The sequence below is a fragment of the Runella sp. genome, assembly GCF_027484545.1.
Classification (GTDB): Bacteria; Bacteroidota; Bacteroidia; order Cytophagales; family Spirosomataceae; genus Runella.
This window is the reverse complement of record NZ_JAIXST010000329.1, coordinates 1-14176: the sequence shown is the minus strand read 5'-3', so window position 1 is coordinate 14176 and position 14176 is coordinate 1. Positions and strand designations below refer to the sequence as shown.

The window sequence follows — 14176 nt, the reverse complement described above, 5'->3', positions numbered from 1 at the left end:
GCACCGTTATGAAATCGCAGCATTCCCTTCCCCATATTTTGCCGAGGCTTTTTCTAAAATCTCGGCTATTTTTTGGCGTAATATGACAGGTTCAAGCACTTCTACATCCGCCCCAAATTCAAGAATTTTGGCAATCAGTTCACGGTTGGTATAGACCCGAATGGAAATCATCCGTTCTTCCACAAGTTCCTGACTGTGATGCAGTTTTTTGGTCATCACATACGGAAAACGACTTTCACTGAATCGCAGGCGAACGGTTTCCAACGTACCTTCAAGCGTAGTCCCAATCATATTTTTGAAGCGCTCTCGCCAATCGAAATAGGTATCGTATCCAAAAACTTCGTGGGTTTCGTGGAAGTTTTCAATGCGGTCGAGGGGTAAATTTTGAATGTCATTTTTGCCGTTCTCCCATCCAATCAAAAACCAACGATTGTTGTATTCTTTGAGCAACAACGGGAAAATGTGCCTTTGGTAAATCGGCTTTCCAAAAGGTTCATAATCAACGCGTATAAATCGCCGGTTCTGAATCGCTTGATACAATTTAGGCAAATGCTCCTTTCCTTTTAATTCTATCACTTCAAAGGCAATAGTCGCATTTTTCTCTGCCTCGGTAAGCGACAGACGTTGCTCCAAACGCAGCAAAATATCTTCCAACCCCAAAAACTCCTTCGTTTTGGAAACCTGCCGCAGCAATGCCACCGCTTCGTTGAGCGAGCCGTAATAGCTGTCGTCCAATTTTTCCAAAAAAGAAAAAGGCACCACATAACGGTAGCTTTTAGCTCGTTTGGGGATTTCAGCCCCCATATCCCGCAAATCCTGAATATCATCGCGCAACGTTCGGTCCGAAATGTGTTGCTCCACTTTTTCGGCAATGGCCTCAATCAACGTTTGGGCGTTATACGCCTGCATGGTACGCAGCTTTTGATGAATGGCAAACAGTCGCTCTAAGCGTTTTTTATCCATGAGATTTTTTTAGAAATTATCAATGACGGAACTAACTCTGCCGTTAAAGGTATGACTTTTGCAGCGGCTTCCAAAACCAAAAGCCGCTCACCGTTATGACTGCAACCACTATCTTCGACCTCCTGCCCTTTGAAGCAACGCGCCAACAAGCTCACGCACTGTATTTATTGGAAGAGTTCGTTTCACCCGATTGTGTGGCCGATGCGTTTATTTTGCGCGGAGCAGCGGGTACGGGAAAAACTTCTTTGATGAAGGCTTTGGTTGATTTTCTCAATCAGCAACAAACGCCGTTTTACCTGACAGCCCCTACGGGTCGTGCGGCCAAGGTGTTGAGCCATAAAACCCAAGTAGCAGCGCATACGTTGCATCATACCCTCTACGTGCCAAGCCCACAAAAGGCAGACTTAGACGATGAACGAGTCTATATGCGTTTGCGCGAGGTGGAAGCTACCCCTTACAGTATTTTTATCGTGGACGAAGCCTCTATGTTGAGCGACGAAAACGACCACGAGGGGATGTTTTGCACGCCCAACTCACCCCTTCACGATCTCGTGCGTTACGCAAAAGCCAGCAATCCACGGAATAAGTTGATTTTTGTGGGTGATGCTTACCAATTGAAACCCATCCACGGGGAATCGGTCGCATTGGAGGCAAGTTATTTACGCCAAACGTACCGACTTGATATACAAGTTGCGGAACTCAACGAAGTAAAACGCCAAACGGAAGGCTCACGGGTGCTGAACCTCGCCACGGACATTCGGGAGGGTTTTCAAGCAGGAAAAGCTTTGGGCAAACTACCCCTGTTTGAGCTTTATAACGTTACTGCGGCTTTGACTTATTACTGCAAAAAGTATAGTCCGCAGCAACTCGACCGTGTAGTGATGATAGCCAACAGTCACCAAAATGTCAATTGGTTTAATGCCAAAGTACGTGAATCTTTACGGTTAACGGGAACAATTTCGGTAGGCGACTTGGTGATGATTAACGAAAACGCAACCGTCGAAGGACGTCAGTTGGTCAATGGCGACATGGCGTTGGTAACGGATGTAAGCGAAACCCGTCGCGTGGCTGAACTGACTTTTACGAAAATAACGCTTCAACTGCAAGACTTTCAAAACCAGCCGTTTAGCGTTACGAATTGGGTAATGCTTGATGCCCTGCGCTCAGATCGCGGACTCATTGCGGGCGATGCCCTCCGCACCCTCGTAGCCGATCGTATGAAGCACAATGCGGTATTTAGGAAAGACCCCTACCCGTGGAACGATGAGTTTGTGGGTGCGTTGCGTCTGCGCTACGGCCACGCCCTTACCTGCCACAAAGCCCAAGGCGGCGAGTGGGATGAGGTGATTTTGCACCCTTGGATGCGCCCCAATGACCACCGTTACGCCTACACAGCCGTGACCCGCGCCCGTCAGCAAGTGCTGACGTGGCGAACGCCGAACAATAACTAAAATCTGTATATTTGGGTAAAAATAATAGAGCGATGACACAAATAACCATCAACCTACCCAACGAGGCCGAAGCTCAATGGCTTGTGGAACTACTCAATCGTTTACAGGTGCCTTTTCAGGTGGATGCTGACGAAGTTACAAAACATGAACGTGCGAAAGAAATTATCATGCGCGGAGCAAATACGTTAGATGCCGCCAAAATGCAAAAACACGTAAAACAGGCTCGTAAAGACAGAAAACACCCTTTTAGAGCCGAATGAAATTAATTGATTCTAACATCATTATTTACGCAGCGAAAGATGAATTTGAGTATTTACGGCCTTTGCTGTTTTCGGAAGAAGTCCGCATATCTGTTATTTCAAAAGCCGAAATATTGGGTTACCATAAATTAACCGAAGGGGAGCGGCGTTTTTTTGAGAGTGTTTTTGACGTTGTAACTCTATTACCCGTTGACCAAAATGTAATAGACATTGCGGTTTCATTAAAGCAACAGCGCAAATACTCCCTTGGCGACGCTCTGATAGCCGCTACTGCGCTACTTTACAACGCCGAACTCAATACTAATAATATTGTCGATTTTGAAAAAATAGAAGGCATAAAGCTTTTTAATCCAATAAGTTAACCTCAAAAGGCGTGGCTTAGAAAATAACCGCTCATGGAAACTGTAAAAAGTATAAAAACAAAACTCAAAGGCTTTTGGAAAGACAAGCCCATTAAAAGAGCTTATTTATTTGGCTCTGTGGTGCGGCAGGAACTTACTCCAACCAGCGACATTGACATTTTGGTAGAATTGGATGATACCAAAATAGTAGGTATGATTGAATACATCAAAATCATGGAAGCCTTAGAAAAACTTCTTTCAAGAAAAGTGGATTTGGTAGCCACCGACGGTCTATCGCCGTATATTAAACCTGCTATTGATAAGGAGAAAAGATTGATTCATGAAGCATAGTTTAGGTTTTAAACTATGAAAACCTATCCAAATTTTGGCGCAGAAAATTTAAAACCTCAGAGTAAATTCCGATGCTTTACACTCAATACAAAGACGCAGCCTTAAAACATCTAAACGCCTGTAAAACCGCACTACATGGGCTTAAATTTTATCATGGGACTACCTCACTTTCACAAAAGAAAAAAGAAGCCTTGCTTCATAATATTTTCTATCTTTCAGGTTATACACTTGAATGTGTAATTAATTATGCGATTTATAAAAGAGTAGGATTTTCATCAATGTCAGAAGTTGATACATTACAAGATACTGCAAATAGTATATCATTTTATAAGAATCCTCGTGGAACAACTTTCAGATTTAGATATTTTATACAGCAACATAAATTCCACAAAAATATACAGTTATTACAAAATCTACTTCCTGGCGGGCACTCCGTTCCTCTTATAGATAGAAGTATAAGTATTTCTCCGACAATGGAAAGAATGATTTTCGATAGATTTGCTGGCATACGGAATAACAATCACTGGCGGCCAGAACTTCGTTATGAAACAACTACCCCATTTTCCCAATCAGATATTGAGGAATTTGTCGAATTGACTGAACAAGTTTACATCCAACTTTTAACCGTAGCGTAAAATTATGCTTCCTATATTTTCAAAAATTACCGAAATTTCACAAGTTCTTGACAAGGAACTAAAACGCTCTATTACAGACTACAAAATATTTGTACGTCTAAATATTGAACTTGATGTTTATATAAAAGCACCCAAAAATTCGCCAATCGAAAGTATTCTTAAACCTCATACACAAGGATTCAAAATCAATGTTCTGGTTTATGATAACGAGGAAGTCGAAAATGATCCTTTCTTAGAGCATATTTTTACAAACAATACTGAGAAAGTAAACTATGGTTTAAAATATCGCTTTCACTCGTTATTAGATGAGGTAAACACAGTTCAAGAAGACAGAAAATTACCTCCTGTTATCACTTTTTACAGCTATAAAGGCGGTATGGGGCGAACTACGACATTAGCCTCATTTGCATCCTATTATGCCATGCACTACAAGAAAAAAGTAGTGATGATAGATTGTGATTTAGAAGCTCCCGGGTTTAATAATTTTTTTGATTTGAGTGCTGAACGTTTGGAAAACAGGAGTGGATTTGTAGAATATCTTATTGATAAACAAGCCCAAGATAATACACCTGACCTTGAAAATTATATTTTAGAAGTAGATAAAGATTTTTCAGGCGAAGGGACAATCTATGTGATGCCGGCGGGCAACGTAAGTACAAACCCAATTAGTGAAGCTTCTAACGCCCCTACTCACCTACAACACTACTTAGAAGCTTTGGCTCGTATAGATATTGCTAACGAACACAATTTTTCAAACGCCTTTCAAGACCTTATCGCTGAAATTGATAAAAAATATCAACCGGATGTTATTTTAATTGATAGCCGTACAGGGTTCAATGATATTTTTGGTATTGCAGCCTTTGATTTATCGCAGTTAGTAGTTGCTTTCTTTGGAAGTAGTGAACAAACTTTACCTGGTCTTTACTATTTCTTAAATTATACATTAAAAATTCAAAAGAAATTTGATGTGGTTTTGGCTAACTCAATATTGCCAATGGGCGATAAACGTGGATTTAAGACATTTACAAAGACCATTGACGATATAGTTGCCGAAAAAATACAAGGGTTAGATCAAGTCCCTTCATTTCAGTCTTTCCCAATCACTCGCTATCCGTTGTTAGAAAGAATGGGTATAGATGCCGATTCTCGGGATACTTTTGTACAGCTTATCACAGAGAAAGATTTTGGTGATTACAATCAAATTTTTGAAGGAATTATAACAAAGCTCCATTTGACAATAGAAGCACAAGATAATCCTGACTTAGATGTAGATAAAAGTATTACAGAAATAACTCCATTTCAACAGCCAGATGAAAATGCGCTATCCACACATGTAATTATTGACAAGCCATTAAAAAAAACCACAAAATATGATTGGAATAAATCTCCGAATTTTGGTATAGGTTTAAGAAAGAAGCTATTAGAGACTTTGAATAAAGACTATCCCAAGCCCTATGCAGATGACATTCTTTTTGATGAGGAGTTTATCAGTAAAAAATTCTACTTCCGTCCTAAAATTTATAACGTGTTTAACGCGGATAAGTTTTTAATCATTGGAGGTAAGGGTACTGGGAAGACCTTGTTTTATCAAGGGCTTAGAAATGATTTCTTTGTAAAGAATTTGAAAGAAAAAGCCGAAAAAGAACACGAGTTCTTCCTTTCTACTGGTGCAATTAATTTACAGCAAGATGCTCAAAAAGATAGATTATTTACAGTTCATTCCCATTTTGACGTTGCAAACATCATTAACTATGACCGCTTCTTCCAACGTTTTTGGCTCATTTATGTTTGGAATGTGATTATGATTGACATTAGAAAAGGCAAGTACCTCTCTAATAGTGAATTTGCAGGCAATACCATTCAAGATATTTTAGATGACACAACTACTAAGTTAAGATTTGAGAATCTGATTAATGATGATGTTCAAATCATAAAAATAGAAGATGAACTCAAAAGAGTGGATACTTTACTTAAAGACCAAGAAAAACACTTAATAGTATTATTCGACCAGCTTGACTTTGTATGTAAACCTATTTACTGGGATAAGGTCATAGCACCATTCGTAAGTTATTGGCGTAGTAACCGCTTCAACCGCATTCTTCCTAAAATATTTTTGCGTACAGACTTATTTAACAAGTTAGGTAATATTACGAATAAGCAACAGCTTAAAAGTCAGTCAATTGATTTGGAATGGACACAAGAAGAAATTTATGCTTTTTTCTTCAAATGGATACTTTCCACTGCCAGTTCTGAATTCTATAACTTAATGAGGCAATATAAAGATTATCCTGCCGCTCAAATTGATGAAATTAAAGAAGTTACTATCAAGAATCATGTTCCTACTGAAGGTAGATACTTGGAGCCATTAGTTAGCACATTTTTTGGAAAATTTGCGGACATCAGTGGGACAGCAAAATTTGGAACCAGTTATGATTGGTTTTACAATAACCTGAAAAATGCGGACAATACTATTAGCCTTCGTCCATTTATAGATTTAGTATGGGAAGGTATTGGGAAGGCAGTAAAAACGGATGATAGCTCATCTAAGCCCATCTTGCCTCCCGTATATTTTATTGTATCAGAAATTAGAAAAAAAGCAGTGATTCGACACTTCAATGATTTAGCACAAGAAGAAGGAAATAAAGATTTGCAGATAGTCCATAATCATATTTTAAAACTCGCCCCAACTCATGCCTTAAAAAAGATATATCTTAAAAAGCGAGAGTTTGATTCATTAATGGCTGATATAATTGAAAAAAATCCTTCGATTGAAAATAAAGAAGTGGATAAGTTAAAGGATTTATTGATTGTAAACGGTATTGTTGCAGAAATACCCGTTTCAGGTGCTTATCTCAATTATCGTTTTGCATTTTTGTATAAGTACTTTTTAGGGTTGAAATAAATTTCTATCTTCTTTCCAATCTGATACATGTTGGCATGTATTGAAACTTTACTACTTGGGTCTGCACAGAACGGGCAGAAGTGATTTTTTTATTGTAATCGCTGATTTTCTCTTTTGATAAAATGACCTCTTACCTTTCCCACACCAACCGCCAAGGCGATACTGCTTACATCAGGGCAGTGCCAACGGCCAAAGGCGGTACGCGCTATTACGTCACCAAAGACCCAAAAGCTTCGGATTTGATGGAAGAAATGCCCAGTGGGTTTGAGTTTTATGAGTACCCGTCGGATGCCCGCATTGTATTTCGTAAAAGAGTGCCTTGCAAAATTACGGCCTCCGAACGGCAAGTGGTCGAAGATGCCATGCACAATCTCTCGGATGTTAAGGATTTTATCGTAGCCGCCGATGAAAATACCATTACCATTTATATTTCTCAGTTTAGTTCTATATCGGGCGAGCACGAAAACCCCACCGCCGAAGAAACCCGATTGGGTTGGGGAGGCGAACACGTAGATAGATTTAAGCAATACGACGAGTACGTTCGGTTTGTGCTTGTCAACGAAGCAAAGCGAACTTTCCGACTCGAACGAATTATCTTCTTAGGTTTTTTCAACCGTGACTATGCCGAGTTAGAAACCTCCGATGATTTGGAGTCGTTGGCCGAAATGCTTTGTCAGCACGTCGGCTATCCTACCTATTTTGATTTAGCTCCCAAAGGTTAGGAAGAGTAACGCAAATCACTAAAACCCGAATTAGACGCAAAGCCAAAGTGCATTTTCTCTTATCTTTGTTAAAAATCTTCTTTGATTATGAACGCTTACTCCCATCGTATTGTAGCTGACCACCGTGTTATGCTTGGCAAGCCTGTTATCAAAGGCACTCGGATAACCGTAGAGCTTATCTTACGAAAACTGGCGCAAGGGGCTACTGCTCAAGATCTTATCCAAATGTATCCTCATATCAATCAGGAGGATATAAGTGCGGTTTTCTTATATGCGGCTGAAGTATTGGCCAATGAAGAAATGCTTGATTCCGCCGCGTGATTCTGGCCGATGAAAATATTGACCATTCTTTGATTGAAGCGATTCGAGCGATAGGACTTGAGGTTTATTCTGTCTATGAGTCTAACCGAGGCATCAGAGATGAGTCAATTATTGAATTCTCACGTAATCCTCCGAGAATTATTTTGACCGAAGATAAAGATTTCGGAGAATGGGTCTTCGCGCATCATGTCGAAGGGATCAGTGTTCTTCTTCTTCGCTATGATTTTAAAGAAACCGAATCCATGAAACAAGTCTTGATAAAACTATTATCAGAGCGAAGGGACGAGCTCATTGGGTACTTTACTACACTGACAATCTATAAAATTAGGACTCGAAAAGTATAAATCATGCTTACCCCCGAAGACATCCGCCAAAAAATTGATTATGAAATCATCGTAGATGCCTATGACGAGTACGAAATGAGCTCGGGCTGGCACTGTACCTTCGACGAAACGCTTGTTTTTCCGTTTTATGCTACTGCCCAACTCAAAAAGAAAGGCGGCGGTGTGGAATCGAAACGGGTGGAAATCGTTGCATTACACAGTGATGCCGAAGGGTTTACCGACAAAGACTTTCAACTCTTAATGGAGCAGGGAGGATACCTTGCCCCGATTAACTACTCCAAACTCAGCGACATAGAAGCTGATGACCAAACCCTCGAAATGTTCCAAATCTGGGACTTTTGGGTGAATGAATACTGATTTCAAATAATCTCAACATTCACCTTGGCACTGTATTTGTGACTTTGTTGCAGGATTGACGTACCATAAACTCAAGTTTTGGCGTTAATTTTGTACCGATTCCATCTCCAATACCTCAATGCCGCTATTGAAAAAAATCGTACTGCTGCTGTTTCTGTCTGCTACCCTTTTCGCTCAGCCCAAACGCGAATTCAGAGGAATCTGGATTGCGAACGTAGGTAACGTGGACTGGCCTTCGCAAAAAGGGCTGTCTGCCGAAGAACAGCAGCAGGAATTAGTAGACTTACTGGATTTGATAAAAAGACAGGGCCTCAATGCCGTGTTTTTTCAGATTCGTAATGCCTGTGATGCGGTCTATGAAAGCAATCTTGAGCCTTGGTCAGAGTGGCTTACCGGACAACAAGGGAGATCGCCGGGTTATGACCCGTTGGCCTTTGCCATTCAGGAATGTCGTAAACGCAACCTTGAAATCCACGCGTGGATGAATCCCTACCGCGCCGTTACTGATATTCGCAGTGCTTCTCTTGCCTCCAATCACGTCGCACGGATGCGGCCTGATGTACTTTTGTCGTATGGCCCGCTCCGGCTTCTTGACCCCGGACGCCCCGAAGTGCGGTCGTTTGTGACGCGTGTAGTGATGGACGTGGTGCGTCGGTATGACATTGACGGTATTCACTTCGATGATTATTTTTATCCGTATCCCCAGAAAGGAGTAGCCCTTAACGACAACGCTACTTTTGCAAACCATAACCGAGGTATTACCAACCGCGCTGATTGGCGGCGGGATAATGTCAATTTACTGATTGAAGCCGTTTCAGACAGCATTCATCGGGTCAAGCCTTGGGTCAAATTCGGGGTATCGCCTTTTGGGATTTGGAAAAATCGGGGCAGCTCACCCGAAGGATCTGATTCGCGCGGTTTTGAGGCTTTTTCGGGCAATTTTGCCGATTCCCGTAAATGGGTAGACGAAGGCTGGGTAGACTACATTGCACCGCAGGTCTATTGGAGTATGGGCAATGGTAAGGCCAATTACAGCACGATTGTCCCTTGGTGGAGTGAAAATGTTTCAGAACAACATCTCTACATCGGCCACGGAGTGTATAAAGTCAACAGTGATGCCAATTGGCGCAAACCGCTGGAAGTGCCCAACCAGATACAGTACAATCGCACGTTTCCAAACGTACAGGGCAGTATTCTTTTCAGTGCCAAAACCTTGCGCAACAATCCCAACCATGTAAGTGATGCCTTGCTGGAAAACGTGTATCAAACCACGGCCCTGATTCCAACCATGCCTTGGAAAAATGTAACCCCGCCTCCTGTCCCGGCGCAATTGGATGCCCAACTGAATGACAATAATACCATTACACTGAAATGGTCGTATCCATCTTCGTTGACTTCTGAGCGCGACAAAGCACGTTATTTTGTGCTGTACCGAAGTGTAAACCAATCCCCCATTGACCTCAGGACAGGTCAATGCATTCGGGCGACGGTTGTCAAAACAGAGGGTAAAATTTCATTCACCTTTACGGATCAGGAAGTAAAGCCTGGAACCAAATACAACTATACGATAAGTGCCGTAAACCGCCTTCACAACGAAAGCCAACCGACGGAAGTTGTCAGTATTACGACGGATAGAAAGGCCGTTGAAATTGTTGAAGTACCTCAAAAGCCTATATTGCCGTTGGTTTCTCAATCCCAACCTGCCACCATTCAGCCTCATTTTGAAGAGCCGATGGAAGCCGTAGTGGCTTCGGAAGAAAAAGCGGAAGAGACCGTTGAGGAACCCGAATCAGATGAATTATTACAGGTATTTCCAAATCCATTCAATCAACAAATCAGCATTCGTTATCGTGTTACTGCGGCCGCTGATGTTTCGTTATACGTGTATGACTCTCGGGGCACACGTGTAGGCGCGTTGGTGGTCAATAAACCTCAGGAAGTAGGAAACTATTCGGTTAATTTCAACGGGCAGTTTCTGAGTGAGGGCACGTATTATGCCCGATTGATGGCGGGAGAAGTACAAAAAACGGCCAAAATGGTGTTGAAGCGTTAGGAATCATTAACAATCAAAGTAACAATTTGAGGGGCATTCCTTCGTTTTTAGGCCACAAACCAATAAATTATGCAATTTCTATGGTAAGTTCAACACTCAAAAAAAAATCCCCCATTGGGACGGTACGCCGCGCGGGTTTGGGGGCTTTAACCGCATTTTTTCTGCTTGTCTCCAGTATCTCAATTTTTGCCCAAACAGCTAACAACGTGGAAAAAGACCCCATCAAAAAAATTGAAGTAACCGGTACGGCCGAACTCGAAATTGTTCCCGACGAACTCTACTTCAGCATTTCGTTGAAAGAGTATTTCAAAGATGAAAAAAACCAAAAAGATAAAGTCGTCCTCGAAACGCTTGAAAAACAATTGATTGAGGCGGTGAAAAGCGCAGGTCTACCCAAAGAAAATCTCTCGGTAAGCGGTGTAACGGGTTATCGTGAATGGACGGGGAAGAAAAAACCGCAGTATTTTTTGGCAGGAAAGCAATTTCAACTCAAACTTTCTAACGCCAACAACATCAACGACCTGATGGCTAAAGTGGATGACCGTGGCGTAGAATATGTCAACATGAGTCGTGTGGAACATTCCAAAAAGGAGGAGTTTCGTCGTCAAGTGAAAATCAACGCGCTCAAAGCAGCCAAGGAAAAAGCCGGTTATTTATTGGAATCCATTGGTGAAAAACTGGGTGAAGTCATCGAAATTCACGAAGTGGAAGAGGGCAATGTATACCCAATGTATAAACAAGCCCAGTATAACGTACGCATGATGGCCGCCGATGCGGCACCCGAAGGTGACGGCGGCCTTGAATATCAAAAAATCAAGTACAGTTACCGCATGAATGCCACCTTTCGGATAAAATAGAGTTGAGTAAATGGTGAATTAAGTGGTTTTGTAATGTATTTATAATCACTAATTCACCATTATTCCAGTTTCCATTCCACTCGCAATACCCGCGCTTTCACCCCCAGATCAGCCATAAAGTGCATCCAATGCAACTGCTGCGCTGAGAGATGGTCGGTAGGAGATTTGACTTCGATTAATTCCAAGCCATCTTTGCCCCAAACCATCAAATCGGGAAAGCCGCGGGTATTTTCGCGTAGATTAACGGCCATTTCTAACAAAATAGCCCGCATTTGAATCGGTGTCAGGCTTTTTGCAATCAATCGCACCAATTCCAACAGGACCTCATTCCAGTCTACCAACACGTTGGCAATCCCAAATTTCTCAATAAACGTACTTTCCAAGGCCTGTTCAAACTTTTCGGACGTATCCAACTCTGCCAGTCTTTGGCGAATTTGAGGAGCGCGTTTACGGTAAAAATCAGGTTGGTGAAAATCCGACGGCATTCGTTGAAGAGGATGGTGAATGGCCTGCACATTAGTATCGTAAATAGCATCCCAGAAAATAAGTCCGAAAAAGCCCCGCCAAGGATAATTTTCGGCATGAACTGCTCCGTAACCATTCTCAACAAAATAATCGGCCACGCCCTGTTCAACGCGATAACGATAACTGATTGCAATCTGTACACTTTGGGATTCCTGCAAAAAACGCGTGACACTTTTCTTCACCCGTTTTTTTGAATTAGCCATCTTCTCCCGAAAATCTATCGCAAAAAAACGCTCATCGGCATTTTGCGGGTCTTGGGCAATCAGCTCACACAAGGCAACGGCCTCCTCCACAAAACCCATACGATTCAACAACCTCACCCGCCGTTCCCGCGATGGAATGTGTTCGGTCAGTTGATAAACCGTCAGTGCCTGCTCAAGCAATTTTTGACGTTCAAGGTATGCCCCTATTTTATTAATTAAACGCACATAACCCGGTTGAGCCACTTCACTTAATTGATGAATGGACGCCTGCCAATTCATAAACCAATCAAAAATCTCTTCAGGAGGGGTGGCTGCTTCCTGCATTTCATACAACTGTTCTGCCGTGAGTGATACCATGAGTTTATCTTCGGCATCTTGGCGGGTGGCAAAACGAGCGGTGTAGGCGTCGTCGCGGTAGCGTTCAAAATTTACTTTTCCCAAATCACGCACCACAAATTCTGTCATATCGGCATAACGATTACCAAAAAAGAGGAATTTAAGCATCATTACTTCCACTTCATAACCCACTTTTATGACAGGTTCGGAAATGGGCGTTATTAAAAAGTCAAATGCATACGTATTGACCAAATACCGAATCAAATCGGGTTTTTTGAGGGGTTTAAGCGAAAGCTCGGTGGGAGGTGCCAATTTCAGCCATTCTTCTTTGGTAAATAAATTGAGAATTTCTTCCGAATAAGCTTCGTGTTTAGCACTCAATTCTTCAATAAACCCTTTTTCTTCCAACTCGTACAAAGCCGCGGGAATGTCTTCTATTTCGGCGTATTTCAGTTTATTGGTTCTGAAGAACAAACCTCTCCGGTTACTGAAACGTACAAAAAGGCATTGAGCATCTTCTGGCAACGCCCGAAAATCCCGTATCAATTTTCTTTCTTCTTTATTAAGTATCTCCCTGTACAGCTTTTCGACAAACTCTACCAAAAACAAAAAGTAATCTAAATAGTATTTGGGAGGGAGTTCGACGGGGCCAACAGGTTCGCGTTGAGGAATTGATTCCATAAATGATTAGTCCAACTTGTGGCGATGTTTAGTCAAATTTACGATGATACTGCCACATAGAAAAATGAAGAGCTACTTCCGTTTTTGCAGCGATTCTTTCAGGCTGATAAAATCGGACAAAATGAAAATAACCGTTAAAAATGCCAAAACTATTTCGGTTAAAACGGTGATTTTAGCAGGAATCGAAGCCGGGGTGATGTCACCGTAGCCAAAAAAAGAAAAATTGAGAATGCTGAAATACCCAAATTCAAACATCAGTTCGTAATGCGTCAAGGCAGGGTCTATTCCTGAAAAACTCCCTGTATTAGCTCGATAAAGGCAATAAAAATCAACGGCATACGAGAGCGCTATTTGGCTCATATTAACTACCATAATGGTTAAAAAACGATGATACGGCAGATTTTGGGCCGTCGCCTTGATAAGTTGCTGCGAATTTTCAAAAATGAACCACGTTGTTTTTCCCAAAGACAAGCCAATGACCAACACAGCAAACCAATTTTCTGGCAGCCAACCCTGTACGTAAATCCAACGTGCCAAAAATCCAAGCATAAAAATCGCCAGGTATTCAAATACATTGTTGCGGATATTCGACATCTCAGAAGTAAGTTTGCCAGTAAAAACGATTAGAATATCAATTTTAAGAACATTTTCGTTAAAATGGTACGAAATTCGCTTTTTAGAATAAAATCATGCCTTAATATACTATTTATAATGAAGCCAAATCGCTTACTTATTGCGTATTCCCTCATTTACTCAGTCACTCATTCGCTTCTTGTGTACGCTCAGCCCAAAGTGGAGAACTTGGGAAACACCGTCAATTCTGAATACAATGAAATCAACCCCGTCATTTCACCCGATGGCAAAACGTTGTTTT

At 41.6% G+C, this 14176-nt stretch carries 15 protein-coding genes and 1 pseudogene; 13 read left to right on the top strand and 3 right to left on the bottom strand.

Annotated features, from left to right (window positions below; genetic code table 11):
- Positions 1-6: 6 nt before the first annotated feature.
- The gene (locus Q0081_RS29455; RefSeq protein WP_298361988.1) at positions 7-963 is read right to left on the bottom strand and encodes a YafY family protein; all 957 of its coding nucleotides are present in this window, start codon (positions 961-963) and stop codon (positions 7-9) included.
- 95 nt (positions 964-1058) lie between these two features.
- On the opposite strand from Q0081_RS29455, the gene Q0081_RS29450 reads away from it, so the two are divergent.
- The 12 genes from Q0081_RS29450 to Q0081_RS29400 all read left to right on the top strand — a co-directional run bounded on the left by Q0081_RS29450 (position 1059) and on the right by Q0081_RS29400 (position 11557).
- Entirely contained in the window at positions 1059-2414 is a 1356-nt protein-coding gene (locus Q0081_RS29450; protein WP_298361985.1) for an ATP-dependent RecD-like DNA helicase, read from the top strand.
- A 32-nt stretch (positions 2415-2446) separates the two neighbouring features.
- Positions 2447-2674 carry a hypothetical protein gene (locus tag Q0081_RS29445; protein WP_298361982.1) on the top strand — a complete coding sequence of 76 codons (228 nt, stop codon included), beginning with the start codon at positions 2447-2449 and terminating at the stop codon, positions 2672-2674.
- Positions 2671-3036 carry a type II toxin-antitoxin system VapC family toxin gene (locus tag Q0081_RS29440; RefSeq protein WP_298361979.1) on the top strand — a complete coding sequence of 122 codons (366 nt, stop codon included), beginning with the start codon at positions 2671-2673 and terminating at the stop codon, positions 3034-3036. Before Q0081_RS29445 ends, Q0081_RS29440 begins: the two co-directional genes overlap by 4 nt.
- A 33-nt stretch (positions 3037-3069) precedes the next feature.
- Positions 3070-3366 carry a nucleotidyltransferase family protein gene (locus Q0081_RS29435; protein WP_298361976.1) on the top strand — a complete coding sequence of 99 codons (297 nt, stop codon included), beginning with the start codon at positions 3070-3072 and terminating at the stop codon, positions 3364-3366.
- 71 nt (positions 3367-3437) lie between these two features.
- Positions 3438-4001 (top strand): hypothetical protein, encoded by a 564-nt coding sequence (locus tag Q0081_RS29430; RefSeq protein ID WP_298361973.1) that lies wholly within the window; start codon positions 3438-3440, stop codon positions 3999-4001.
- Between the two features lie 4 nt (positions 4002-4005).
- Complete coding sequence (locus Q0081_RS29425; protein ID WP_298361970.1) at positions 4006-6903, top strand: KGGVGR-motif variant AAA ATPase; 2898 nt, start codon at positions 4006-4008, stop codon at positions 6901-6903.
- Positions 6904-7025: 122 nt separating this feature from the next.
- Entirely contained in the window at positions 7026-7625 is a 600-nt protein-coding gene (locus Q0081_RS29420; RefSeq protein WP_298361967.1) for a hypothetical protein, read from the top strand.
- An 87-nt stretch (positions 7626-7712) separates the two neighbouring features.
- Positions 7713-7946, top strand: coding sequence for a DUF433 domain-containing protein (locus Q0081_RS29415; RefSeq protein WP_298361965.1), 234 nt, complete (start codon positions 7713-7715; stop codon positions 7944-7946).
- Positions 7943-8290 carry a DUF5615 family PIN-like protein gene (locus Q0081_RS32040; protein ID WP_336913061.1) on the top strand — a complete coding sequence of 116 codons (348 nt, stop codon included), beginning with the start codon at positions 7943-7945 and terminating at the stop codon, positions 8288-8290. The genes Q0081_RS29415 and Q0081_RS32040 overlap by 4 nt, the downstream gene beginning before the upstream one ends.
- A gap of 3 nt (positions 8291-8293) precedes the next feature.
- Positions 8294-8647 (top strand): calcium-binding protein, encoded by a 354-nt coding sequence (locus Q0081_RS29410; RefSeq protein ID WP_298361962.1) that lies wholly within the window; start codon positions 8294-8296, stop codon positions 8645-8647.
- Between the two features lie 127 nt (positions 8648-8774).
- On the top strand, positions 8775-10700 hold the full coding sequence (locus tag Q0081_RS29405; RefSeq protein ID WP_298361959.1) for a family 10 glycosylhydrolase: 1926 nt from the start codon (positions 8775-8777) through the stop codon (positions 10698-10700).
- A gap of 80 nt (positions 10701-10780) precedes the next feature.
- On the top strand, positions 10781-11557 hold the full coding sequence (locus Q0081_RS29400) for an SIMPL domain-containing protein (protein ID WP_298361956.1): 777 nt from the start codon (positions 10781-10783) through the stop codon (positions 11555-11557).
- Positions 11558-11616: 59 nt separating this feature from the next.
- Here the strand turns inward: Q0081_RS29400 and Q0081_RS29395 are convergent, their stop codons facing one another.
- On the bottom strand, positions 11617-13302 hold the full coding sequence (locus Q0081_RS29395) for a VRR-NUC domain-containing protein (protein WP_298361953.1): 1686 nt from the start codon (positions 13300-13302) through the stop codon (positions 11617-11619).
- Between the two features lie 72 nt (positions 13303-13374).
- Positions 13375-13896 (bottom strand): ion channel, encoded by a 522-nt coding sequence (locus tag Q0081_RS29390; protein WP_298361950.1) that lies wholly within the window; start codon positions 13894-13896, stop codon positions 13375-13377.
- A gap of 117 nt (positions 13897-14013) precedes the next feature.
- Between Q0081_RS29390 and Q0081_RS32035 the strand changes: the two are divergent.
- A pseudogene (locus tag Q0081_RS32035) lies at positions 14014-14176 on the top strand (OmpA family protein); the annotation flags it as partial.

Coding starts and splice junctions, on each gene's coding strand:
- Q0081_RS29455 (WP_298361988.1), bottom strand. CDS start 963: ATGGATAAAAAACGCTTAGAGCGACTGTTTGCCATTCATCAAAAGCTG.
- Q0081_RS29440 (WP_298361979.1), top strand. CDS start 2,671: ATGAAATTAATTGATTCTAACATCATTATTTACGCAGCGAAAGATGAA.
- Q0081_RS29420 (WP_298361967.1), top strand. CDS start 7,026: ATGACCTCTTACCTTTCCCACACCAACCGCCAAGGCGATACTGCTTAC.
- Q0081_RS29450 (WP_298361985.1), top strand. CDS start 1,059: ATGACTGCAACCACTATCTTCGACCTCCTGCCCTTTGAAGCAACGCGC.
- Q0081_RS29445 (WP_298361982.1), top strand. CDS start 2,447: ATGACACAAATAACCATCAACCTACCCAACGAGGCCGAAGCTCAATGG.
- Q0081_RS29410 (WP_298361962.1), top strand. CDS start 8,294: ATGCTTACCCCCGAAGACATCCGCCAAAAAATTGATTATGAAATCATC.
- Q0081_RS29425 (WP_298361970.1), top strand. CDS start 4,006: ATGCTTCCTATATTTTCAAAAATTACCGAAATTTCACAAGTTCTTGAC.
- Q0081_RS29415 (WP_298361965.1), top strand. CDS start 7,713: ATGAACGCTTACTCCCATCGTATTGTAGCTGACCACCGTGTTATGCTT.
- Q0081_RS29400 (WP_298361956.1), top strand. CDS start 10,781: ATGGTAAGTTCAACACTCAAAAAAAAATCCCCCATTGGGACGGTACGC.
- Q0081_RS29435 (WP_298361976.1), top strand. CDS start 3,070: ATGGAAACTGTAAAAAGTATAAAAACAAAACTCAAAGGCTTTTGGAAA.
- Q0081_RS29395 (WP_298361953.1), bottom strand. CDS start 13,302: ATGGAATCAATTCCTCAACGCGAACCTGTTGGCCCCGTCGAACTCCCT.
- Q0081_RS29430 (WP_298361973.1), top strand. CDS start 3,438: ATGCTTTACACTCAATACAAAGACGCAGCCTTAAAACATCTAAACGCC.
- Q0081_RS29390 (WP_298361950.1), bottom strand. CDS start 13,896: ATGTCGAATATCCGCAACAATGTATTTGAATACCTGGCGATTTTTATG.